Raw genomic sequence first — 22,178 nt, 5'->3', positions numbered from 1 at the left:
ATATTCGTGTCTGGCAGTAATTGCAATACTTGTATAATGGAAAACGCACTTCCTATATCCTTTGAATCGAATGATGCTTTCCGGGAGATCTTTCAAAGCATGTCCGAGGGAATCCTCATGGTGGACGAAGCGGGCAAGATCATCACGGCCAACGCTGTGGCCGAACACCTCTTTGGCTATGAGAAGAACGAGATGAACGGCATGCAGCTCGAACAGCTGTTGCCAGAGCGCTATCGGGGTAGGCATATGTCATTCCGCGGCGAGTTTAATGAACATCCCGAGCCGCGCCGCATGGGCATAGGCCGCGACCTCACGGCGCTGCGAAAAGACAACCGCGAGTTTCCCGTGGAGATCAGCTTGAGCTATACCCACCTGAAGGGCAAGCTGTATGTCATGGCCTTCATCAGCGACATCACGCTACGCAAAAAATCCGAAGACGCCCTGCGCCGTAGCGAAGAGCAACTGATTGTCTATGCTGTCGAGCTCGAGAAAAAAGTCGAGAGCCGCACGCAGGCGCTGAATGGTATGGTGGAGGCGTTGGAAAAGGAAGTGCAAGACCGCAAGCGTGCGGAAGAAGATGCGCACCATGCGCTGGGTAAAGAGCGGGAGCTGAACGAGCTCAAGTCAAAGTTTGTCTCGATTGCCTCGCATGAGTTTCGCACGCCGCTGAGTGCCATTCTCAGCTCGGCATCGCTTATACAACAGTATAGCGAAAAACATGACATGGAGAAAGTGCGCAAACACGTGCAACGCATCAAGACGTCGGTCAACCACCTGACGTCTATTCTCGACGACCTGTTATCACTTGGCCGCCTGGAAGAAGGCATGATCGAGGTATCACGTGAGCGCATCGAGCTCTTGCCGTTTGTGCAGGAGGTAAAGGAAGAGATCGGCTCGGTCTTGAAAGAACAACAGCAGATAGTACTGCTCTGCCCACCTATGGCACAGCCTATTTACTCCGATGCACGCATTCTGCGCCACATTCTTTTTAATCTGATTTCTAATGCCAGCAAGTATTCGGATGTAGGCAAACGCATCTTTATCGAATGCCGGCGCCATTCCGACCGTGTCTCTTTCTCCGTACGCGACGAAGGCATCGGTATACCGAAAGACGAGCAGAAACATTTGTTCGACCGGTTCTTTCGCGCAAGCAATGCCGGCCAGGTGCAGGGCACAGGCCTGGGACTCAACATCGTGAAACGCTATGCCGACCTGATCGGCGGCAGTATAAGCTTTACCAGTGAAGCCGGTACCGGCAGTACATTTACCCTTGTAATTCCAGATACGTATGAAGAAAATTCTGTTAATTGAGGACAACGTCGACGTGCGTGAGAACATCGGCGAGATCTTATCGCTAGCGGGTTACGACGTCGTGACAGCACCGAATGGTAAGAACGGCGTAGAGCTGGCCATGCAGGAGAAACCGGACCTCATTATCTGCGACATTATGATGCCCGAGCTGGATGGCTATGGTGTACTGCACATTCTCAGTAAAAAAGATGAGACCGCCGGCATTCCCTTTATATTCCTGACGGCAAAGACCGAAAAGACCGACATACGCAAAGGCATGAACCTGGGCGCGGACGATTATCTGACTAAACCCTTCGACGATACTGAGCTGCTCAATGCCATTGAAGCCCGCCTACGCAAAAGTGATCTGCAACGCAAGCTCTATGACACCACCGAAGAGGGTCTCGATAATTTTATTCGCGATGCCCGCCAGGTGCTACACCTGGAGGATCTGTGCAAAGACAAGAAAGTAAAGCCATTTAAAAAGAAAGCAGAGATTTTCGCAGAGGGTGATACACCGCTGTATGTATTCTTTGTACGGTCGGGCAGTGTCAAGGTGTTCAAGTCGCACCCCGACGGAAAAGAGCTGATCACCAATATTTATAATGTCAACGATTTCTTTGGCTTCGAGGCGGTGCTGTCGGGCCATGCATACCAGGAGTCGTCGATTGCGATGACGGATTGTGAATTGATTGTAATACCCCGCCACGACTTCCTTACATTATTCCAGGCACACCCTGATGTATCGTCCAGCTTTATTTCGATGCTTTGTAAGAAAGTAGCCGAGCAAGAAAATCAATTATTGCACCTGGCCTACAACTCCGTGCGGCAACGTACAGCAGAAGCCCTGCTCAAGGTCGAGCAACTACGCGATGCCAAACAGAACATTCAGATCTCGCGTGATGACCTGGCCAAGATCGTCGGCACGGCATCGGAATCTGTTATTCGGGTGTTGTCAGATTTTAAAGACGAGGGACTGATCGAAATAGAAGGTGGCAAGATCCGTATTGTGCAGGCTGCGAAGTTAGAGAAGGTAGTTCGTTGGAACGTGGCCCGCTAGCGGCACAACACAATATCCGTTTCCGGATTTGCCGTTGCGGGATGTGTCAGAAATATGCGGGCGATGAGCAGCACCGCCGAAATCACGAGTAAGCTCGTGGTTAAAGCCCGGGTGGAGATGTGAAAGGAACGGGCGACCCATTGGAATACGGAGGGAAGCCCGATCATCGCCGGTGCCGTACCCAGGCCAAACAGTAACATAAAGTTAAAACCATCGAGCGGCCCCCGCAGCGTGATGCAATACGACCACGCTACCGCAGTGAGGCCACAGGGTAGCAGGCCGTTTAACATACCCAGCCATGTCGTTGTCAGAAGCCCTTTCCGCTGCAGCAGTACGCCAAAACGCAATTTGAGGAACGATGCCAGCCGCATCCAGGCACTGGAGAGGATCGGCACTTTCCAGGCATAGGTGCCGGTGACAACCATGAGTAACAATATGAGGCCTGTTAGGAGGGAAGCAATGGTTTGAAAATTTCCGAGGGGCAACCATGCGCCGATACTGCTGATCGCCGCGCCGATTATTGCGTAGGTAAGGATTCTGCCGCCGTTGTATAGCAAGCGGGCGCGCCACACGCGGGCGTTCCGTACGGTCGCGGCCATGGCGAGCGGACTACACATGCCCGCGCAATGGATGCTTCCCGCCAGGCCGATGATCAGCGCCGTGAGCCACATAAGGGTATTGTTTAGAGGTGAATGATCTGTTCGAGGTAGAATTCGCGGCCTTGTATGCGCCACGTCATGCGGGCGCGATACCTGCCCTGCGGCAGGTTGCTACCGAATACTTGCGTGGTCTCTGGTGTGGGCTTTAGTACAAAAGTTCTATCGGCGGCAGCATTCGCCGGACAGAACAACTTCAGCTCGCCCGTTTCGATGTCTGGCAGTTGGTCAAACGACAGCGTCAGCCCGTGTTGTGCCGTGGTAGAAATAACAGGCTTGTTCGCCAGCAGTGCCGTGTTGGCTATGCGGTCGATCTGGTCCTGGTATTTTAGCTCTTCCTGGTAATAATTTTTAGACACCAGGTTCACATCTTGCCGCATACAGACGGTTACGAGTACGGCGATGAATGACGCAAACAAGATAAACGCCAGAATAATACTTTTTCCCCAGTTCATAATCGTACAGGTTTTAGTGTGACTGTTCGTCTTTCAGACGGCTGTTGACATCGGCCGAAGATCGGACAGGGCCAATGAATTTTACCTTAGCCCGGTCCAGCAGCTTACCGGTCTCGCGATGGTATATTTCCAAGTGTACTACTGTGCGGGCGGTTTTAATCTTCTCTTCCGGTATGCGTATAAAGAATACGGTTTTGATCAAGCCCTCAGCGGGCAGCAAGATATCTTCACCGTCAACTTTTTGAAGCTCGGCCGTGGCCGGGGATGCTACGCGTACCGTTACGGGCACAGCGTCAAAGGACTTATTGATGAACTCTACGTTGTATAGGTTTGAAATATAGCCGTCGCCCGGTTTCTGATACAACGTGCCAGATACCTTCAACACAGTCGTTTCGACATCGGAACGTGTGGCGAGTGTGAACCCCAGCAACGCGACGATTGCCGCCAGTACGCCGGTGTAGGCCATCAAACGCGGCGTCAGGATTTTGGTGCTGCCTTTTTCAATCGCGCTGACCGAAGCATAGCGAATCAATCCCGTGGGCTTGTTGACCTTCAGCATTACATCATCGCACGCATCGATGCAAGCCGTACAGTTCACACACTCCAGCTGCGTGCCGTTACGAATATCGATGCCCGTGGGGCAGACGTGAATACAAAGCTTACAATCCACGCAGTCACCTTTCGGCGCTTCCGCCGTTTGTTTCTTGCGCAGCTGTCCGCGAGGCTCGCCCCGCAGCCAATCGTACGCCACGACAATCGACTCCTTGGTGAGAAGCACGCTTTGCAAGCGGCCATACGGACACACCGCTATACATGCCTGCTCGCGAAAGCGTGCATAAACTCCATAGAAGATTGCCGTGAAGGCCACGAGCGCAAGAAAGCCCGCCAGGTTGTTCATCGGCGATTGGCTGGCGATGGCCAGCGTTTGGTCCGTGCCGATCATGTACGCCAGGGCAGTATGGGCAATGATGACAGAAATGATAAGAAAGATCAGGTGCTTGGCCGTCTTCTTCCATGCCTTTTGGAAGTCGATCGGCGCCGCGTTTAACCGGCGTTGGGCCGGGGCGTCACCCTCAATCCAATATTCTATCTTGCGGAAGACCATTTCCATGAACAACGTCTGCGGGCACATCCACCCACACCATACACGCCCAAAAGCCAGTGTAAAGACGATGATGAAGATAAAGAATGCAATGAGAACGAGGGCCAGTAGTACAAAGTCCTGCGGCCAGAATGCCTGCCCGAGGATGACGAACTTCCGGTCGAATACATTTAACAGCAAGAAGGGTTGACCACCGATGCGGAGAAATGGGCCGGCGAAGAATATTGTGAGGAGGAGTATGGTGACGGCAATACGCCAGCGGTGAAAGGTGCCGGCGGGTTTCTTGGGGTAAATCCAGATGCGTTTACCCTGTCCATCAACTGTGGCGATGGAATTTCGGAACTCTTCATTGAATTGATATACTTCGTCGGTCATAACATGATGTTTTAGAGCGATGCTTGCGGCGCCGCCGCGGTGCTGTCGGTCGCCGCTTGTGTTTCCTGGAAGATGTCACCTTGCGGCGCCTTTCCGTTGGCAGGATTGCTGCCCTGCAGGCTCATGACGTAAAAGGCCACGTCGCGTACATCCTGTGGGCTAAGCGTTTTACCCCAGGCAGGCATGCCTTTCTCGACAACACCGGTCTTGATGGTGTTGAAGATATTTTGAATGCCACCGCCGTGCAGCCAGTAGGCGTCGGTCAGGTTCGGGCCGATCGTGTTACCACCGCCGTCGGCACGGTGACACGAACCGCAGTTGTTATTGGCAAAAACGCCCTTACCTTTTTCCAGGGCCGCTGCGTCTGCGGTATATTTCAGTGTATTGACGTCTATCTCTTCTACCGGCTGATCGGCTTTGCGTGCACGCATTTGTTGGTCAGCAATAGCCACTTCCTGGTCGTACTCTTCGCGCTGCAGCGGCAGGTTGCCGTAGAGGTGGTAGACAACGAGGTACGCCAGGGCCCAGACGGCGGTGCCGGCAAAGAGCCACTTCCACCACGGCGGCAAGTGATTGTCCAGCTCGCGAATGCCGTCGAAGTCGTGCCCCATGTCGATGTCCTGCTCTTGTGCGAGTGGTACCGAAGCGTTGGCCTTCTGCACAAGCTGTTGCCAGAAAGTACCCCGCGGTATATAGGCGATGCCCTGCTTTTCGGCGCGATCTTTCTCGGTCAGGTTGACGAGTACATTCAGCACCCGCAACAGCGAGAAACATACTACCACGACCAGGATGGCTACGATGGCGGCGAACAATGATAGGGCATAGAGGGGCATGAGTGGATGGTTGACGGGATCGTCCCAGAAGCCTGGTGTAGTGGCCGGGGACGATGCATCGGCGACCAGGCCGTTGGCCAGCAGGCCGCCCGTGAGCAACGCAATAGATGAATATTTCATACCACTATACATTAGAAGTGTTGGAGATCGCGTCGTCGCCGGTGGCTTCCACAGGCAGGTTCTTCATCTTGTCGATGAACTTCCGGTCGGCGGTGAACACATACCACAGCAGGCACAGAAAGAAGAGGAAGAAGATAACGAATGACACCACGGGCCAGATCGCTATGTTGTCGATGTTTTGCAATACGTTCTTATACATATAGGAAGTCGGTTATTGGTTGGCGCTCAAGGCTGCTTCGTCGGTGTCGGCCGGAGCTGCTTTGATGTCCGTGCCCAGGCGTTGCAGGTAGGCGATGATCGCGATGATCTCGGCGTCGGCCGATACTTCGATGCCGTCGGCCTTCAGCGATGCCGTGATAGACTGGGCTTGTTTTTCGAGCTCGTCGTTGGCGATCTCTTCAAAGCCTTCTTCGTATGGCACCCCTACTTTGCGCAGCGCGGTGATCTTGCCGCGGGTTTCGGTTTTGTCGATGGCCTGCTCGGACAGCCACAGGTATGCCGGCATGATCGAGCCCGTAGACACCGCGTCGGGCGCCAGCATGTGGTTGTAATGCCAGCTGTTGGAGTATTTGCTGCCGACACGGTGCAGGTCGGGACCGGTGCGTTTCGAGCCCCACAGGAACGGGTGGTCGTACACGAACTCACCGGCCTTGGAGTACTCGCCGTAGCGCTCGGTCTCCGAGCGGAAGGGGCGAACCATTTGCGTGTGGCAGTTTACACAGCCTTCGCGGATGTAAATGTCGCGGCCGTGAAGCTCAAGCGGTGTGTAGGGTTTGACGCTACTGATCGTAGGGACATTGGACTTCACCAGGAACGTAGGGATCATTTCCAATGCGCCCCCGATCAGAATAGCGATCAAGGTCAGTACCGTAAAGAGTACGGGTTTGTGTTCCAGCAAGCGATGGTGCCAGCCACCGCTGGTGGCTACATAGCTTTTTGTAAGCGGCATGGCTTCAGCGTCTTCGTTTGCCAGGAAGCTACCGGCATACGCGGTCTTGATAAGATTGTAGGTCATCAGGATCGCGCCGCCGAGGTAGAGCGCGCCGCCAATCGCACGCAGCGCGTACAATGGCAGTATTTGTACCGTTGTTTCCAGGAAGTTTTTGTACATCAGAAAACCTTCCGGGTTAAATTCTTTCCACATCAGGCTCTGAACGACACCCGCTACATAGAGCGGCAGGGCGTAGAAGATGATGCCGAGCGTACCCAACCAGAAGTGCACATTGGCCATTCGTGTCGAGTATAGCTTGGTGCGCCACATGCGGGGAACCATCCAGTACAGCATGGCAAAGGTCATGAAGCCGTTCCAGCCCAGCCCGCCTACGTGCACGTGTGCCACGATCCAGTCGGTAAAGTGCGCAATCGCGTTAACGTTCTTCAGGGACAGCAGGGGGCCTTCCAGCGTAGCCATGCCGTATGCCGTCACAGCCACCACCATAAATTTCAAAACCGGATCTTCGCGTACCTTGTCCCACGCACCCCGCAACGTCAGCAGGCCGTTCAGCATACCACCCCAGGACGGCGCAAGAAGCATCAGCGAGAACACTGTGCCGAGTGATTGTGCCCAGTCGGGCAGAGAAGTATACAGCAAGTGGTGCGGGCCCGCCCAGATATAGATAAAAATGAGTGACCAGAAGTGGATGATGGAGAGCCGGTAGGAGTATACCGGGCGATTGGCCGCTTTGGGCAGGAAGTAATACATCATGCCCAGGAAAGGTGTCGTGAGAAAGAATGCCACGGCGTTGTGGCCGTACCACCATTGCACGAGGGCATCTTGTACACCGGCATAGGCCGAGTAGCTTTTAAAAAGGGTTACGGGAATCTCAAACGAATTGACGACGTGCAATACCGCCACCGTGATAAACGTAGCGATATAGAACCAAACGGCTACATACATGTGCCGCTCGCGGCGTTTGATGATCGTGCCCAGCATGTTCCACCCGAATACTACCCAGATCACGGTAATGGCGATGTCGATCGGCCATTCCAGCTCGGCGTATTCTTTGGAAGAGGTGAACCCGAGTGGCAGTGTGATTGCCGCGGCGACAATGATAAGTTGCCAGCCCCAAAAGTGGAGCCAGCTGAGGCGGTCGCTATACATGCGAGTCTTGAGCAGACGCTGCATGGAATAATAGACACCGGCAAACATTGCGTTGCCCACGAAGGCAAAGATGATGGCATTGGTGTGCAGCGGTCGGATGCGCCCAAAAGACGTATACTGCAGATCGAAGTTAAAGACCGGGTAGACCAGCTGAATAGCCGCCGTCAGGCCCACCAACATCCCCACCAGTCCAAAGACCACGGTGGCAATGATAAAGGCTTTGACGATCCGGTTGTCGTAACTGAATTTGTCAGGTTCCATGCGCGTTAGCAGTTTGTTCTCTAATTTTTATGACCTAAAATTAGATTGCCCTCTTACCAACCCGTATGACCCACGTTAGTGGCCTCCCTGATTTTCATCAGTCGCTCTTTATATCGATTCTAAATGCTTGGATTTGGTGTTAGGCTTGCTGTGGAAGGAAGGTTCAGATAGCCCTACTAAATACCGGAGTCTTACCCGTCTGCTGCCTTCTCATTCTCTTATCAAATACACAACAAACATTCCGCATAAACGCCCGTCCATTTTCAGTAACCCACAACCCATCCCCCCGGAACTCCACAATCCCATCCATCTCTAATTCCCGCAACCCCATCACTATTTCTTCATCCGAAACCCGTGCTAACAATGCACCACCAAGCTTCCCCTGGCAAGCAATTTCCAAAATACACCTCCGCAACAACCGATCTTCATCTGTCTGTACATGCCCCTTCAGCAACGGCAGCTGGTGCTCCGCCACCGCAGTTTCATATTCTTCCACGCTCTTACTATTCTGCGCATAAGCATACCCCGCATCACTAATAGACGAAGCCCCCAGCCCCACCAACAATTGCGTATGGCTCGTAGTATACCCCATAAAATTCCGATGCAACGTCCCCTCCTGTGCCGTCCTATACAGCGAGTCGGACTCCAGCGAAAAGTGATCCATCCCGATATCGTGATACCCGGCCGCATGTAGCAAACGCCGTCCCGTCTCATAAAGCTGGCGCTTAGTAGTATCGTTCGGTAGGTTGGCATCCTCATATCCGCGTTGTCCTGGTTTCAACCACGGCACGTGCGCGTAGCTATAAAAAGCAATGCGGTCCGGCCGCAGCTGAATCACCTGCCGGAACGTTTCAGCAATCGTCTCCACCGTCTGGTAAGGCAGGCCATAGATCAAGTCAAAACCAATCGAATCATACCCAATCCTGCGACTGTTCTGCACCGCCGTTTCGACATTCTCAAAAGGCTGTATACGATGTATAGCGGTTTGTACTGTAAGGTCGAGATCTTGTACCCCATAGCTCACGCGGCGAAAGCCCAGGTCGTATAGCGTCTGCAGGTGCTCTGCTGTCGTGTTATTCGGGTGCCCCTCGAAGCTAAACTCCCGGTGCGGATGCAGTGTACACGCGTCAAGGATCGTACGCAAAAGCAAACGCAGGTTCTGAGGACTGAAGAACGTCGGCGTGCCACCTCCCAAATGCAGCTCCCGTAACTGCGGCTTCTTACCAAAGATATAACGATACAGCTCCCACTCTGTCAATACACTGCGTAGATAGCGTTCTTCTACTGCGTGGTTCTTTGTAATGCGTGTATTGCAAGCGCAATAGGTACACAGACTCTCGCAAAACGGTAAGTGTATATACAGACTGATGCCCTGGCTGTCGTTCGTTTCATCAAACGCTTTTTCAACAGCCTGTACCCACGGCCTGGCAGAGAAAGCATTCACGTTCCAGCAGGGCACTGTGGGGTAGCTGGTATACCGGGGCACTGGTACATCGTATTTTTTGAGCAGCGAAGTTTCGGGGGTAGCGATCATGACACAGGTTTATTGTCGTCTTTTTTCGGATCAAAGAGCATGCGGACCGAAGGCGTATACATATCGTCGTATTGACCGCTTTTGATGTTCCAGAAAAACACCGCCAGGAATGTAACCGCGATGGCAAGACTGATTGTAATGAGCAATACGATGATGATCATGGTAAAGAGGTTAAGCTGATTTCTTTTTTAAGATGCGCCGCGCGGCAACATTCACAGCAATGGATGAAAAGCCCACCACGCTCACACTACTTAGCGGCATGAGGATCGCGGCAATGAGCGGTGTAAGATGTCCTGTCACCGCAAAGCTTAACGCCACGGCGTTATACATAAACGATATGATAAACCCGATCTTCAGGATTCGGGTAGAAGCTTTTGACAACTGCATGAAACGGTCGAGTGACTGGATCTGGCTGCCGTGCAAAATGCCATCACACGCAGGTGTAAAGATGCCGGTGTCGTCCGTCACCGCAAGGCCCACGTCGGCTTGCTTCAGCGCGCCGGAATCGTTCAGTCCGTCGCCCACCATCAATACCTTTTTACCTTGCCGCTGCAGATTGCGTATATAGTCCAGCTTGTCGTGTGGGCTTTGGTTGAAGTGCATCGGCGCGTGTTCGCCAAAGAGCGCATGCATTTTATTCCGGTCGCCGTCGGTATCGCCCGACAGCAATGCCGCACAGCGACGGCCCAGGCGGTCAAGCATACCTTTCAGGTCTTTGCGCACCGAAGCTTGTACTGTCATGAGTCCACGCACCTCGCCGTTGATGGCTACGAACACCTGGCCTGACGGTGTCGGAGTAGGACTACGATTGTATGAGGTAAACGATGCCGACCCGATGCGTATCACGTTGCCGTCAATAACACCTTCGATACCTTTACCGGGGATTTCTTTAAAACCGGTCACAACATCGCCCGTATGCAGGCGAATAGCCGCTGAAATAGATTTGCTAAGGGGGTGTGTAGAGTAGCTGGTCAGTAGTTTGACCCAGGCATACTCTTCACCCGACAGGCTTCCCGTGAGCGATACATCCGGCTTATCACCCAGGGTAATCGTGCCGGTCTTGTCAAAGACAACGGCGTCGACAGTCGCCAGGCGTTCGATCACGTCGGCGTTCTTGAGGTATAACGAATGGCGCCCCATGACACGCAGCATGCTGCCATATGTAAACGGCGTCGCCAGCGCTAACGCACACGGGCAGGCTACCATCAACACCGAGGTAATGACCAGCCACATGCCGGCCGGTGTGGTATAATACCAATAGAAGGCCGTGAGCACAGCGATCCCCAACACAATCCACGTAAAGCGCCGTGCTGCACGGTCAATAATTTTCTGATAGTTTCGCTCGTCCGTTTTACGGAAAGCGTCGTTGTTCCAAAGACTGGTGAGATGGCTTTGTGACGTGAGCTTCTCCACCAGAAACGTCGCCGGCGGCCCGATGACGCGTCCTCCTGCATAGACCACGTCGTGCTGCCGCGCTTGCACCGGGCGTGCTTCGCCGGTCACAAAGCTATAGTCGATGTGTGCGGTCTCGTCCAGCAACAGACTGTCGGCAGGAATAATCTCCAGGTTGCGAATGAGAATCGTGTCACCCGGTGTCAACTCGTAGATCACCACCGGTTTCCACTGTCCGGCTACCTGCTTTTGCACAGCCAGCGGAAAGTATGAAGTAAAGTCGCGGTCAAAGGCCAGGCTCTCATACGTCTTGGCCTGGAACCACCGTCCGATCAGGAGAAAGAAAACCAGTCCGGTAAAAGAGTCGAGGTAACCCGGACCGGTGGCGGTAACAATGTCGTAGGTGCTGCGCAGGAACAATGCCAGCAGGCCGGCCGCAATCGGTACGTCGATGTTGATCTGCCGCTGTTGAAAGCTTTTCAATGATGCCTGAAAATATCCGGCCGCACTGTAGAAGAATACCGGCATGGAAAGTACCAGGTTGAGCCACGAGAAGACGCGCATCAGGCCGGCGTCGCTGGCATCGAGGCCCAGGTATTCCGGAAAGCTGAAGAGCATAACATTGCCAAAGCAAAAGCCGGCGAGTGCGAGCTTCAACACGGCCTGCTTGTTGGTGCCTGGCTTTTCACGTGTAGTGTCCGCCAGGTCAACAGACGGTGCGTAGCCGATGTTGGCAAGCCATTGGCCGATGCGACTGAGCGCGACCTTTTGTGGGTTGAAGTCGACCGATACGGTCTTGCGTGCAAAGTTTACTTCCGAGCGCAGGATGCCGGCATCTACCTTTTGCAGATTTTCCAATAGCCAGATACAAGACACACAGTGAATGGCGGGAATATAAAATTGAACGCTGGCAAAATCGAAAGAGTCGAACTTCAGTAACTTCTTCCGGATGCTTTTCTCGTCGAGGTATGCATACACATCATCGCCGGTAACGTTGTGTTGATTGCCCGGCGTTTTGTCGAGACTATAATATTCGCACAGGTCGTGGGTATTGAGAATTTCAAAAACGGTCTGGCATCCATAGCAGCAAAAAGTCTTCTCTTCCAGGCGGAGTACCTCCTTTTCGCAGACCTGTCCGCAGTGGTAGCAGGTCGTAACAATCTGTTTTTCCGTGGCAACCATAACCGGTGTGCTTTTTTTCGCACTGTCAAAAGTACCGGGCCCCTCTTGTTAGCCCGGTGATGATGCTCAACTGTGCGCCTGATCTTTATCAGGTTTTGGCCCTAAAGCCGTCAACCCCGGAATTTTTCCGCCCATCAACCCAGGAAGTGTACCGGTTGACTCGCGTATAGCTAAGAAATGGAGGCATGTATTTTTAAGATAACGTCAGGTGGTTTTATGATTGGCAGATCGTGACGGCAGAATGGCCCGCCTGCCGGTAGACGGGCGGTTTTATACAATATTCCGGCGTTAAACGTCAAAAATGAACGTTTGGTCTCAGACCGGCCGACAGGCAGATAGGGGCAGAACTTTCGGGGGCCAGTTTTCGTTTTATCCCTAACAACAGTTATCTTTGTGGTTATAGGCCACCAGAATGGCCCAATCCCCCATCTTACTGTATACCTTCTTCAAACAGAAACGCTATTTTTTTTCCTAGTCACTTTATCGCATGAATGATAATGTAATAACCGATACCCTATCGGATCTGAATCGCAAATTTTCGTTGCAAGAGTATAAGAACCTGAAGCCCGCCCTTCGCGTGGTGTTCAAGAACGATCTGAAGAAAGCGATGGAACGTCTCAAGAAAGGCTTTACCATCAAAATGCTCGAGGACGACTATCTTTTTGCGCTTACCGCTACGCGTGCTAGCTTTAGCATGATGCAAATGATTAATGAATACCGCGAGGTGTCGCACCGCCTCGGCCATAGCTGGAACAGCGCCCAGGAGAATGCGGAAAACTCGCGCAGCAAACGCGAGATCCGGGACAGAGTGCTGGAAGGATTGTTCCAGTCACGCGGCCTCTTATTCAACCGGGTAGACGATCGCACGATCGCTGTCGATCCCGAGATCTTAAGCCAATTCACGAAGTAGGCACCCCGCGATTCTTCGTGCGCTACTTCTTTCACATCGGATATCACGGTCAAGCCTACAGCGGGTGGCAAAAGCTGCCCGGCATCATCAGCATACAAGAAGTACTCGAGACTACGCTGAGCCGCGTGTTAAAAGCACCCATTACCATCAATGGATGCGGTCGCACTGACGCCCAGGTACATGCCAGCCAGTTCTTTTTCCACGCAGATCTGACCGTACCCGAAGACGTCGACCTCTTGTTCCGCCTTAACAAAGGACTGCCATCCGACATTGCCATCTTTGATATACTTCCCGTGGAGGGCACTCCGCATGCACGCCTCGATGCGATACAACGGTCGTATGATTATTTTATTCATACCTACAAAGACCCGTTCCTGCATTCCGGCAGCGCGCTATATCTCGGGAAGAGGCTCGACTTGCAGTTGATGAAACGCGCCGCGGCCTTGCTTACGCAATACAACGATTACCGCGCCTTCTGCGTCAGCCCCGATAAATATCGCACCACGATCTGTACCGTATCACGAGCCCAGTTATTTACCAATGAAGCGGGTGATCGCGTCCGGTTTCATATCTCAGCCAACCGCTTCCTGGGTAAGATGATCCGCATCATCATGCACCGGTTGCTGCAGGTGGGCGATGGCAGTATGAGCCTGCACGAGTTTGAACAATACCTGATCGATCGGGTGCCTCCCAAGACCATCCGGCCTGCTTACCCCCAGGGATTATACCTGTCAAGAGTGGTGTATCCTTTCCTGGATTTACCCCGCCGAACGGAATTTTCCACCGTTTTCGGCCCATCTGAATCGTATTGGCGCGAGGTTTTGCTGTAAAAACAGATGCACGCGCGTTGCATTTATTGGGATTGTGTTACCTTTGAAAGGTGAAGCGGCGACACATCCATACAACAAACTTTGCACGACGGGCCAACAGCCTGCTCGCGTTCCTGTTGTTGTTCCTCTATGTAGCCGGTAACATTCAACCCGAAACACTGCACCACCTGTCGCACAGCGACGAGGCCGAAGTACAACACACCGCGATCACGGAAACAGATCCGTGCCACCGCGCATTGTACCACGCTGCAGTAGGCGATGGTTGCGATCACTCTGCACACTACACGACGCAAAAGAAGTGTGCTGCCTGTCATCTTGTATTTCATGCTGCGCACCTGGTGCCTGCACCGGATGATGCAACGACAGCATACACTGTTGTGCTCCATACTGTCGCCAATGCCACGTTACCGTGCGTGGGCGATGTCGATTTCTCATCTTCCCGGGCACCGCCGGTAGCCTAAAGCTCTTTTATCTTTTAGCGCGTGGTGTAGGGAATATACTTCCCGCGCCGGGTATATTCTTTTCCAACAGTTTACAGACTATGACAAACAAAGTCGTAATGCTTTTCGTGGCATTACACCTGTGTGTGTCCGTGGTAGCACAGCCCTGTCGTGGTGTGCTAACGGGGCAGGTGCTCGATGAGACCGGCGCACTCGTCGCGGGAGCTTCGCTTTCGCTGAAGGAGGTGTCGGGTGGACAACTGTCCGATGCCACAGGCCACTACCGGTTTAAAGGCCTCTGCAACGGCCGGTATACACTTGTAGCGCAGTTTACGGGCTACCAGGCATTCGAGCATGCGATCACCTTAACCGACTCGGCCACGCTTGTGGTACACCTGGTGCCCGACCTGCAACGCCTGCAGGAAGTGGTTATCGAAGAGCGGCCGCTGAATACAGAGCATGCCCACAACGTGGCAGTTCTCCACGAGCGCGACCTGGAAAAGACTGCCGGGAAGACCCTGGGCGAATCTTTGAAAGAGTTGCCGGGCGTGAGTACTATTCAAACAGGTCCCGGAATTTTCAAGCCTGTTATTCACGGTGTACACAGTCAGCGTGTTCTGATCCTGAACTACGGCATCCGCCAGGAAGGACAACAATGGGGTGCAGACCATGCACCCGAGATCGATCCATTTATCGCCTCGAACATTGTCGTCATCAAAGATGCCTCAGCGATCAAGTATGGCCCGGATGCGCTGGGTGGTGTAATCGTTGTCAACCCGCCGGAGCTTCCGACGGAGGCGGGGCTGGGTGGCTCGGTGAACACGGTAGCGCAAAGCAACGGCCGCTCGGGCACCGTGTCGGGCACGCTCGAAGGCGGCATCACGGGGCATGACGGTTGGGGCTGGCGCGTACAAGGTACTGCCAAGCGCGCGGGCGACTATCACACACCCGATTATAGCCTGACCAATACGGGTGTGAAGGAGCTGAACTTCTCCGCCGCTACTGGTTATCACCGTGATACCTATGGCATCGAGGCATTCATCAGCCGCTTTCAAACCGAGATTGGTATTTTGAAAGGAACATCCGTGGGCAGCATCGGCGACCTGGGTGCAGCCATGGACCGCGAGCCACCGCAATACACGCGATCGTTTAGCTATGACATTGGCGAGCCGCGACAAGAGGTGACGCACAACCTGTTTAAGCTCAACGGGCATCTAAACACACCCCGTGGCATACTGCGCATGCAATATGGATTTCAAAACAATGCGCGTGCCGAGTACGACATACGGGTCGGTGGCCTGTCGTCTACGCCTATCCTGGATCTGGTGCTAAATACGCATACGCTTGAAACCGAGTGGGAGGTATCAGCCGGTTCTTCGTCTACGTTATGTGTCGGCGTAACGGGCATGATGCAAGACAACAACAACCAACCCGGCACGAAGCGTATACCGCTGATACCGGATTTCACCACCCTGTCCGGCGGAGCATTTGCCATCGTTAAGTTCCAGGGTCAGCATTGGGACGCAGACTTCGGTGGCCGTTACGACTATCGTCACTACGACGTGGTGGGGTATAACTCGAAGAATATACTCTATAAAGCCAATATTCAGTTTCATAACGCCAGCTTTACTGCGGGGGCAACTGTGCGATTGCCACAGAAACAATCGCTGCATCTGAATATAAGCAGTGCCTGGCGCCCGCCGCATGTGGCCGAGCTCTACAGCACCGGCAAAAACCTGGGTACGGGTGCCTATGAATTGGGCTTGTTGCTGGACACGGCAAGTAACGTCGTGGACATTCGCCAGTCAGATTTTAAGGTGGAGCAGGCATTCAAAGGCATCATTACGTATCGCCGCGACTGGCAGGACTTTTTTATAGAGGTGACACCCTATGTGAATTATATTGCTAACTATATCTACCTGCGCCCGGAAGGTGTCCTTCGGCAGGTCGCAGGACCCGCAGCCTATTTTCGGTATACGCAAACCGATGCCTTGTTTACCGGTGCCGACATCACGGGGCAATGGCAAGTATCCAAGGCATGGAGGGTTACACCCCGGGCATCGTTGCTGCGCGTGACAGACGAGCGTCAACGCGACTACATGGTGTTTATACCCGCCAACCGGTTTGACCTGGGTATGCGGTATGAAAAACAGTCGGTGTCGCGTTGGAAAGACTTCTATGTTGAATCGCAGGTGCGTTATGTGCTGAAACAATATAATGCGCCGCGCGCGATTAGCCCGAGCCAGCTTGAAGACGCAAAGGAGCAAGGAGAAAATCTTGTCGCCGATGGCAAGAACTTTGACTTCCAGGCAGCACCGGTAAGTTACGCACTGCTGAACGTTTCGACGGGCATCTCGCTACCCCGCGAAAAGCTTCGGTATGACTTCCGGCTGGGCGTCGACAACGTACTCAATACCTCGTATCGCGAGTATACCAATCGCTTGCGCTACTTCGCCGACGAGATCGGCCGCAACTTTATCTTTTCTATGAAATGTATCTTTTAATGTAATAACGCTTACTATGAAACAAACTTCCATTTTTCGATCACACGCTGTACGCTCACTCTTTTACCTCGCGCTTCCCCTCGCGGGCGCAGTATTCTTTAGCGGCTGTAGCGACGATGACGATCCGGTAAAAGAAGACGTACCCGAGCTGATCACCACCGTAGAGCTCACGTTCACACCCGTTGGCGGCGGAACCGCTGTAAAGGCTACCGCCACCGATCCGGACGGCGAAGGTACCGATGAGTTGAAAGCGGACGGCCCAATAGCGTTGAAGACAGGCACTGTCTATACGTTGGATCTGAAGTTGTATAACGGTCTGCTACCCGAGACGGACGAAGAATATGATGTTACGAAAGAAGTAGAAGAAGAGAACGACGAACATATGTTTTTCTTCTCATGGACGGCTAACCTGTTTGCCAACCCGACCGGTGACGGCAACATCGATAACCGCGAAAACCCGGTGGTATATGCTGACCTGGACGAAAACGGATTGCCGGTGGGACTGACCACTACCTGGGCAACCAAAGATGGATCATCTTCCAACGGCGCTTTCCGCGTAGTCTTGAAACATCAACCCGATCTGAAATCAGCCACGTCAGGATATAACACTGGCGAGACGGATGTAGACGTGTCGTTTGTCATTAACGTCGCAGAATAATTGATTGACAACCGGGCGGAGGTACTGTTGCCATGGCCTCCGTCCGCGTTGCTTATTTCTTATTGCCAATGAACCTGGCCGCTTGTTGCATGTTGAGGATGTTGGAGGTTAACCCGAAGCTCAATACGTAGATATTGTTGATAAAATAAACGTTGTAATAATCCTGTCCACGGTAATAGCGTACAAAGAAAGCAATTTCATCAAACCAGGGTGGATAATATTGATAGTGCATATCGATGATCAAACGCTTGCTCGCTTCCACCGGGCTGGCGCCGTTCATGCGGCCGGCGATCCAGCCGAGTTGTAGCTCAAAGCTGGAGTGTTGCAGCCAGTTGTTCAACCAGGTCTTTTTCGCCTCACGCCAGGGACCTCCAAATCCGACCGCACCAAAAAAACGATAGTTGCCGTATATATGGCGAATCTCCCGTTGCGACCATGACGGCGGGTGTATTTCCGTACTGGCCTTGAGTAGCCGGTAAGCAACCATGGTTTTCATCACCTTCTTTACTTTATATGTAGAGATATTTGCCATAAAGTAATTGGTGGCGAAGTTTCCGTTTTCAAAGTCGATCGTGTTGGTTGTATCCCCTATGTAAAAACTGCCGGCCTTACCGTTGCTATGGTGGCCCAGCGACACGGACCACAATGCGTTTTCGTAAAACAGTCTTTTGAGGAATGCGCTGCGGTTCCAGAAATCAATCGCGTGAAAGAAGGTGAGGTGCGCTTTATACGAAGGCGTGCTGATGGGAAAGGACTCTTTGCTTTGCATGCGTATCTGCACCTGTGGATTTAACAGAATGGCCCAGGTTGTCTTCTTTTGAGAGAAAAAATAGCTCGGCGAAAGCTTGGTCTCCATCACCAACGGCTCGAGGTTACTCACGCCGTCCGTGATGGTCATGTAACTCTGCTCGCGGTTGGCGTTGATCAGGAAATGGAACTTTTGCCGGTCAAGACTATCGGCTGCCAGTTGCGCCGGCGTTTCTTTTTTGTCTTGTGCGGACACAGTTGTGCAGCAGGCACACCAAAGAATGAAGAATACAAATAGCCGGTAAGAGTGCATACTTTTTTAACGAAGGATCTGGGAACCATGGGCGTGGCTTTGTGAAAGGGTAAAAACCTGTGCCTGTCGGGGTGATATAAACTTAATTCAGTGTGTATGTGTTGTGAAAGCATGTCTAAACTATATATTCTGGGAGTCGCTGCACTCCTCATAGCGTGTAATAGTTTCCACAGTTTGCAGTCAGGCTTTGTCAGAAAAAGCCCCTATGAGCAATACCGGAAGTCGCTGGAAGATGCCAACCTGCTCGCGACGCCGATGGCTACCGCGTGGGTAGCAGCGGGCCAACGCTCGTTATATGATTCCATTCAGATCAACCTGCCTTTCTCCGAGGCCGGCGTATTCCAGGCGGCAGAGCCTCAAGCGCGGTCGTACACCTTTGCCGTGAAAGACGGTCAGGTATTGAAAGTAGCGGGCATGTTGAAGGCACAGGCAAACGCTCGCATTTTCCTGGACTTGTTCGTTTGGAAGGATACCACCTGGACACAGGCCACGCATGCGGATTCCGCGCTGACGCTGTCATACGAATTTGATCGCGATGCGAAATGCCTGTTGCGTCTGCAGCCAGAGCTGTTGGTAAATGCCTATTATTCCGTCACGATTTCACTCACGCCGGTACTTATCAATCCGGTGACGGGCGCCTCGAACCGCTCCATTGGCAGCTTCTATGGCGATACCCGCGATGGCGGCAAACGCAAGCATGAAGGTGTCGACATCTTCGCATCCAAAGGCACACCCATTGTAGCACCCGCCGCCGGCGTTGTGACACGTGTCGGCACGAGCAACCTCGGGGGCAAAGTGGTGTGGATGCAGGACGGTAAGCGCGGCCACTCGTATTACTTCGCACACCTCGACGAGCAGCTGGTCAAACCTGGACAGAAGCTCAAGCAAGGCGATACCCTCGGCCTTGTCGGCAACACCGGCAACGCCCGCACAACACCTGCGCACCTGCACTTCGGCATTTACCAGGCACGCGCGAAAGACCCCATACATTACTTGCTGACACAAGATGCGCTCAAGGGCAATACACCACTGGATACATCGTTCCAGGAGCAAGTGTACCGGGTAACAGCAAAAAAATCGATGATGCGCACCGGCCCCGGTGTGAAATACCCACTGAAAGAAACGCTCGACAAAAACGACTACGTCAAAATCGTGGCGCAGAGCGATGCCTGGTATCGGGTGGTATTGGCAGACGAGCGTCAGGGCTACGTGGAGAAGAAGCTGGTAGGAGAGGCAATCAAAGGAAAAGCACGCAAGCTCGATGCACCCGCAGTACTGTTATCACACAACGACGAGCAGAGCGTTCCCCTGGCGTACCTCGACAAAGCTACTGCCGTGGAAATCCTGGCGAGCTACAAAAGTTCGCATTTTGTCCGCACTAAAGGCGGGCAGGTGGGGTGGCTGTTATTGTAGGTGTAGTTTCTGGCCTGGCATAATTTTCTTATGCCGTACCGAAAACACGCTGTCATGAAACGCCTGCTGCTAATTTTCTTTTTATTGCCCGGTGGTTATCTCTACGCTCAGACGGACAGCGCAGTGGTAGTACGTGATACGATCCATACGCGGCGTGACATTCCGGATCCCCAATCAGTATACAACAGTGAGCTCCCCCAGGACATTGGTCAGCCCAAAGACAGCGTGCTGGTCACGGGTAAGCAAGTGCCACGCCGGGTACGCAAAGCACTCAATGAAAAGGACATATATGATGGCTGGCAGGATGGTGAAATATACCTGAACCGAAACACGGGACTTTATATGCTCTACCTCACACGCGGTGACCTGATAAACAAGTTCGGGTTAGATGCGGAAGGAAAACAGGTGACATTTATATCTTTTAAGAGGCCAAATCCCTAACGATGACACATGAAGGTATGGAATGTCATGCCGAAGGTTATTACATTGTTGCTGCTGTGGGTATATGGCCTGCCTGCCTTCTCGCAATACAATGACTCCACACACCACTCCGTCAACTATGTGTCCACCGGTACGATCAATAAGACGAACGAAGGGTCTTCTTATGTGCTGAATAATGCGTTGCGTTTCGGTATCAGTAGAAAAGAGTACGTGCTTAATACGACCAACAGCTGGGTATATGGCAAATCACTCGGCAATCTCAGCAATAGCGATTTCTTTTCAGCCCTGGACGGAAACCTCTACAAAACGTGGGAGCATTTTTACTATTGGGGACTGGCCAGCTATGAGAAAAGCTTCTCGCTCAAGATCAACAACCGCTCGCAAGGAGGTTTTGGTGTAGGGTATAGCGTATTTGATCGCGAAGAGCTTCGGGTGGTGCTCAGTGATGGTATCTTGTATGAGCGTAGTGACTTGTATGACACACCCGAAGATGGCACTAATCGTTACGATGTCTTTCGCAATTCGTTTCGATTGAAATTCCGCATCGTGATTCGGGAAGTGATTATAGTGGAAGGCTCTGACTTTTTGCAACATGCGTTGTCTGATCGTAGAGACTACATCGTAAAGTCCAACACGAGCCTGTCTATCAAGTTAAAGAAAGGTCTAAGCATTACCAGCGCGATGGTGTACAATAAATTGAGCAAGACACAGCGCGAAAACCTGCTGGTAACGTACGGGCTAACCTATGAACGGTATTTCTGACACATGCCGGTTTTAAGAGGCGCCTGGGAAAAGGCAATCCTGTTTTGGGAATGGAAAACGCCTCCGCTTTCGTTTTTAGGCCAATAACGCCATTTCCAGCAATGGCACGGAATTCGGAAAGGTAGGTTTACCAATATCTATCTAACCAACTTTAACCATGAAACCCGCATTTCTTATTTCCTTCTTCATGATCGTCGTATCGTCCATGCTTTTCGGATTTGTTTATACCACCTGGACAGATTTCGTGCAATCAAACCCCGCATTCTTTGCCATCGGCCTGGTTGCCATCATTACCGTTGGCATGTGCGGCATGATCATCAGCATGATGACCGGTCCTGCCCTCGAAGCCCAGCAAATCACCCGCGACCGCTAATACCGACTGTTTAGAGTTGATAGTTTATAATAAAGTAAAGAACCGTCCTTCAGGGCGGTTTTTTTATTGCTCTTTGTTTTCGTCCCTTTAATCAATACTTTTACCCCAGCATTTGGTTCACCATGCGCCACAAGCGCAAGGCGATTAAAAGGGAATGCCGTGAAAACCGGCAACAGTTCCCGCTGCTGTAATCCTGATTCCGCCCACGGCGGAATAGAAGCTTTTGACAACGTTATCTCCACTGTCCCGACCAGGGATGGGAAGGAGCGTCAAAAGTCAGGAGAGTCAGAAGACCTGCCCGATGCCATCAGGATGTTGTAGCCTGCGGTGAACGGGTATACGGATCAGTGGAATCGCTACGACGCGTCTTCTCTGTAATCGTACGTTACAATTTTCTGTTATTGTAATCCATGCGTACGATACCCA

At 52.5% G+C, this 22,178-nt stretch carries 21 protein-coding genes and 1 riboswitch; of the genes, 11 read left to right on the top strand and 10 right to left on the bottom strand.

Features of this window, described 5'->3' with window-relative positions; translation table 11 throughout:
• Positions 1 to 36 precede the first annotated feature (36 nt).
• Positions 37 to 1,311, top strand: coding sequence for a sensor histidine kinase (locus KK062_RS12270; protein WP_254084593.1), 1,275 nt, complete (start codon positions 37 to 39; stop codon positions 1,309 to 1,311).
• Positions 1,289 to 2,350, top strand: a complete 1,062-nt coding sequence (locus KK062_RS12265; protein ID WP_254084592.1) for a response regulator — start codon at positions 1,289 to 1,291, stop codon at positions 2,348 to 2,350. Before KK062_RS12270 ends, KK062_RS12265 begins: the two co-directional genes overlap by 23 nt.
• Here the strand turns inward: KK062_RS12265 and KK062_RS12260 are convergent.
• The 9 genes from KK062_RS12260 to KK062_RS12220 form a co-directional block, all read right to left on the bottom strand.
• Entirely contained in the window at positions 2,347 to 3,021 is a 675-nt protein-coding gene (locus KK062_RS12260; protein WP_254084591.1) for a sulfite exporter TauE/SafE family protein, read from the bottom strand. The two genes, KK062_RS12265 and KK062_RS12260, sit on opposite strands and share 4 nt — an antisense overlap.
• Positions 3,022 to 3,032: 11 nt before the next feature.
• Positions 3,033 to 3,461, bottom strand: a complete 429-nt coding sequence (locus KK062_RS12255) for a FixH family protein (RefSeq protein ID WP_254084590.1) — start codon at positions 3,459 to 3,461, stop codon at positions 3,033 to 3,035.
• A 13-nt stretch (positions 3,462 to 3,474) separates the two neighbouring features.
• Positions 3,475 to 4,938, bottom strand: coding sequence for a cytochrome c oxidase accessory protein CcoG (gene ccoG / locus KK062_RS12250; RefSeq protein ID WP_254084589.1), 1,464 nt, complete (start codon positions 4,936 to 4,938; stop codon positions 3,475 to 3,477).
• 11 nt (positions 4,939 to 4,949) lie between these two features.
• A complete protein-coding gene (locus tag KK062_RS12245) occupies positions 4,950 to 5,891 on the bottom strand; it encodes a cbb3-type cytochrome c oxidase N-terminal domain-containing protein (protein WP_254084588.1) in 942 nt (313 codons plus the stop codon).
• 4 nt (positions 5,892 to 5,895) lie between these two features.
• Positions 5,896 to 6,090, bottom strand: a complete 195-nt coding sequence (locus KK062_RS12240; protein ID WP_254084587.1) for a hypothetical protein — start codon at positions 6,088 to 6,090, stop codon at positions 5,896 to 5,898.
• A gap of 12 nt (positions 6,091 to 6,102) precedes the next feature.
• Positions 6,103 to 8,253 (bottom strand): cytochrome-c oxidase, cbb3-type subunit I, encoded by a 2,151-nt coding sequence (ccoN, locus tag KK062_RS12235; protein WP_254084586.1) that lies wholly within the window; start codon positions 8,251 to 8,253, stop codon positions 6,103 to 6,105.
• Positions 8,254 to 8,416: 163 nt separating this feature from the next.
• A complete protein-coding gene (gene hemN, locus KK062_RS12230; RefSeq protein WP_254084585.1) occupies positions 8,417 to 9,787 on the bottom strand; it encodes an oxygen-independent coproporphyrinogen III oxidase in 1,371 nt (456 codons plus the stop codon).
• Complete coding sequence (gene ccoS / locus KK062_RS12225; RefSeq protein ID WP_254084584.1) at positions 9,784 to 9,948, bottom strand: cbb3-type cytochrome oxidase assembly protein CcoS; 165 nt, start codon at positions 9,946 to 9,948, stop codon at positions 9,784 to 9,786. Before ccoS ends, hemN begins: the two co-directional genes overlap by 4 nt.
• A gap of 10 nt (positions 9,949 to 9,958) precedes the next feature.
• Positions 9,959 to 12,361 (bottom strand): heavy metal translocating P-type ATPase, encoded by a 2,403-nt coding sequence (locus KK062_RS12220; RefSeq protein WP_254084583.1) that lies wholly within the window; start codon positions 12,359 to 12,361, stop codon positions 9,959 to 9,961.
• Positions 12,362 to 12,848: 487 nt separating this feature from the next.
• Here KK062_RS12220 and KK062_RS12215 point away from each other — a divergent pair, with 487 nt between their 5' ends.
• The 5 genes from KK062_RS12215 to KK062_RS12195 all read left to right on the top strand — a co-directional run bounded on the left by KK062_RS12215 (position 12,849) and on the right by KK062_RS12195 (position 17,703).
• Positions 12,849 to 13,271, top strand: a complete 423-nt coding sequence (locus KK062_RS12215) for a hypothetical protein (RefSeq protein WP_254084582.1) — start codon at positions 12,849 to 12,851, stop codon at positions 13,269 to 13,271.
• Positions 13,272 to 13,288: 17 nt separating this feature from the next.
• Positions 13,289 to 14,101 (top strand): tRNA pseudouridine synthase A, encoded by an 813-nt coding sequence (locus tag KK062_RS12210; RefSeq protein ID WP_254084581.1) that lies wholly within the window; start codon positions 13,289 to 13,291, stop codon positions 14,099 to 14,101.
• A gap of 50 nt (positions 14,102 to 14,151) precedes the next feature.
• Complete coding sequence (locus KK062_RS12205) at positions 14,152 to 14,562, top strand: hypothetical protein (protein ID WP_254084580.1); 411 nt, start codon at positions 14,152 to 14,154, stop codon at positions 14,560 to 14,562.
• Between the two features lie 80 nt (positions 14,563 to 14,642).
• A complete protein-coding gene (locus KK062_RS12200; protein ID WP_254084579.1) occupies positions 14,643 to 17,045 on the top strand; it encodes a TonB-dependent receptor in 2,403 nt (800 codons plus the stop codon).
• Positions 17,046 to 17,061: 16 nt separating this feature from the next.
• Positions 17,062 to 17,703 (top strand): SRPBCC family protein, encoded by a 642-nt coding sequence (locus KK062_RS12195; protein WP_254084578.1) that lies wholly within the window; start codon positions 17,062 to 17,064, stop codon positions 17,701 to 17,703.
• Between the two features lie 52 nt (positions 17,704 to 17,755).
• Here the strand turns inward: KK062_RS12195 and KK062_RS12190 are convergent, their stop codons facing one another.
• Positions 17,756 to 18,763 (bottom strand): hypothetical protein, encoded by a 1,008-nt coding sequence (locus KK062_RS12190; protein WP_254084577.1) that lies wholly within the window; start codon positions 18,761 to 18,763, stop codon positions 17,756 to 17,758.
• A 111-nt stretch (positions 18,764 to 18,874) separates the two neighbouring features.
• On the opposite strand from KK062_RS12190, the gene KK062_RS12185 reads away from it, so the two are divergent.
• The 4 genes from KK062_RS12185 to KK062_RS12170 all read left to right on the top strand — a co-directional run bounded on the left by KK062_RS12185 (position 18,875) and on the right by KK062_RS12170 (position 21,752).
• A complete protein-coding gene (locus KK062_RS12185; protein ID WP_254084576.1) occupies positions 18,875 to 20,176 on the top strand; it encodes a peptidoglycan DD-metalloendopeptidase family protein in 1,302 nt (433 codons plus the stop codon).
• Positions 20,177 to 20,230: 54 nt separating this feature from the next.
• Positions 20,231 to 20,617, top strand: coding sequence for a hypothetical protein (locus tag KK062_RS12180; RefSeq protein ID WP_254084575.1), 387 nt, complete (start codon positions 20,231 to 20,233; stop codon positions 20,615 to 20,617).
• Positions 20,618 to 20,626: 9 nt separating this feature from the next.
• Positions 20,627 to 21,379, top strand: coding sequence for a DUF481 domain-containing protein (locus tag KK062_RS12175; RefSeq protein ID WP_254084574.1), 753 nt, complete (start codon positions 20,627 to 20,629; stop codon positions 21,377 to 21,379).
• A gap of 157 nt (positions 21,380 to 21,536) precedes the next feature.
• On the top strand, positions 21,537 to 21,752 hold the full coding sequence (locus KK062_RS12170; RefSeq protein WP_254084573.1) for a hypothetical protein: 216 nt from the start codon (positions 21,537 to 21,539) through the stop codon (positions 21,750 to 21,752).
• Between the two features lie 96 nt (positions 21,753 to 21,848).
• Positions 21,849 to 22,068: riboswitch (cobalamin riboswitch) on the top strand.
• The last annotated feature ends 110 nt before the right edge of the window (positions 22,069 to 22,178 follow it).

This window comes from Dawidia cretensis (assembly GCF_018598175.1).
Lineage (GTDB): Bacteria > Bacteroidota > Bacteroidia > Cytophagales > Cyclobacteriaceae > Ohtaekwangia > Ohtaekwangia cretensis.
The sequence above is the reverse complement of the archived record's forward strand: the minus strand, read 5'-3'. Positions and strand labels throughout refer to the sequence as shown.

Coding starts and splice junctions, on each gene's coding strand:
- ccoN (WP_254084586.1), bottom strand. CDS start 8,253: ATGGAACCTGACAAATTCAGTTACGACAACCGGATCGTCAAAGCCTTT.
- KK062_RS12200 (WP_254084579.1), top strand. CDS start 14,643: ATGACAAACAAAGTCGTAATGCTTTTCGTGGCATTACACCTGTGTGTG.
- ccoS (WP_254084584.1), bottom strand. CDS start 9,948: ATGATCATCATCGTATTGCTCATTACAATCAGTCTTGCCATCGCGGTT.
- ccoG (WP_254084589.1), bottom strand. CDS start 4,938: ATGACCGACGAAGTATATCAATTCAATGAAGAGTTCCGAAATTCCATC.
- KK062_RS12185 (WP_254084576.1), top strand. CDS start 18,875: ATGTCTAAACTATATATTCTGGGAGTCGCTGCACTCCTCATAGCGTGT.
- KK062_RS12180 (WP_254084575.1), top strand. CDS start 20,231: ATGAAACGCCTGCTGCTAATTTTCTTTTTATTGCCCGGTGGTTATCTC.
- KK062_RS12265 (WP_254084592.1), top strand. CDS start 1,289: ATGAAGAAAATTCTGTTAATTGAGGACAACGTCGACGTGCGTGAGAAC.
- KK062_RS12240 (WP_254084587.1), bottom strand. CDS start 6,090: ATGTATAAGAACGTATTGCAAAACATCGACAACATAGCGATCTGGCCC.
- KK062_RS12220 (WP_254084583.1), bottom strand. CDS start 12,361: ATGGTTGCCACGGAAAAACAGATTGTTACGACCTGCTACCACTGCGGA.
- KK062_RS12245 (WP_254084588.1), bottom strand. CDS start 5,891: ATGAAATATTCATCTATTGCGTTGCTCACGGGCGGCCTGCTGGCCAAC.
- KK062_RS12170 (WP_254084573.1), top strand. CDS start 21,537: ATGAAACCCGCATTTCTTATTTCCTTCTTCATGATCGTCGTATCGTCC.
- hemN (WP_254084585.1), bottom strand. CDS start 9,787: ATGATCGCTACCCCCGAAACTTCGCTGCTCAAAAAATACGATGTACCA.
- KK062_RS12270 (WP_254084593.1), top strand. CDS start 37: ATGGAAAACGCACTTCCTATATCCTTTGAATCGAATGATGCTTTCCGG.
- KK062_RS12215 (WP_254084582.1), top strand. CDS start 12,849: ATGAATGATAATGTAATAACCGATACCCTATCGGATCTGAATCGCAAA.
- KK062_RS12255 (WP_254084590.1), bottom strand. CDS start 3,461: ATGAACTGGGGAAAAAGTATTATTCTGGCGTTTATCTTGTTTGCGTCA.
- KK062_RS12190 (WP_254084577.1), bottom strand. CDS start 18,763: ATGCACTCTTACCGGCTATTTGTATTCTTCATTCTTTGGTGTGCCTGC.
- KK062_RS12175 (WP_254084574.1), top strand. CDS start 20,627: ATGAAGGTATGGAATGTCATGCCGAAGGTTATTACATTGTTGCTGCTG.
- KK062_RS12195 (WP_254084578.1), top strand. CDS start 17,062: ATGAAACAAACTTCCATTTTTCGATCACACGCTGTACGCTCACTCTTT.
- KK062_RS12260 (WP_254084591.1), bottom strand. CDS start 3,021: ATGTGGCTCACGGCGCTGATCATCGGCCTGGCGGGAAGCATCCATTGC.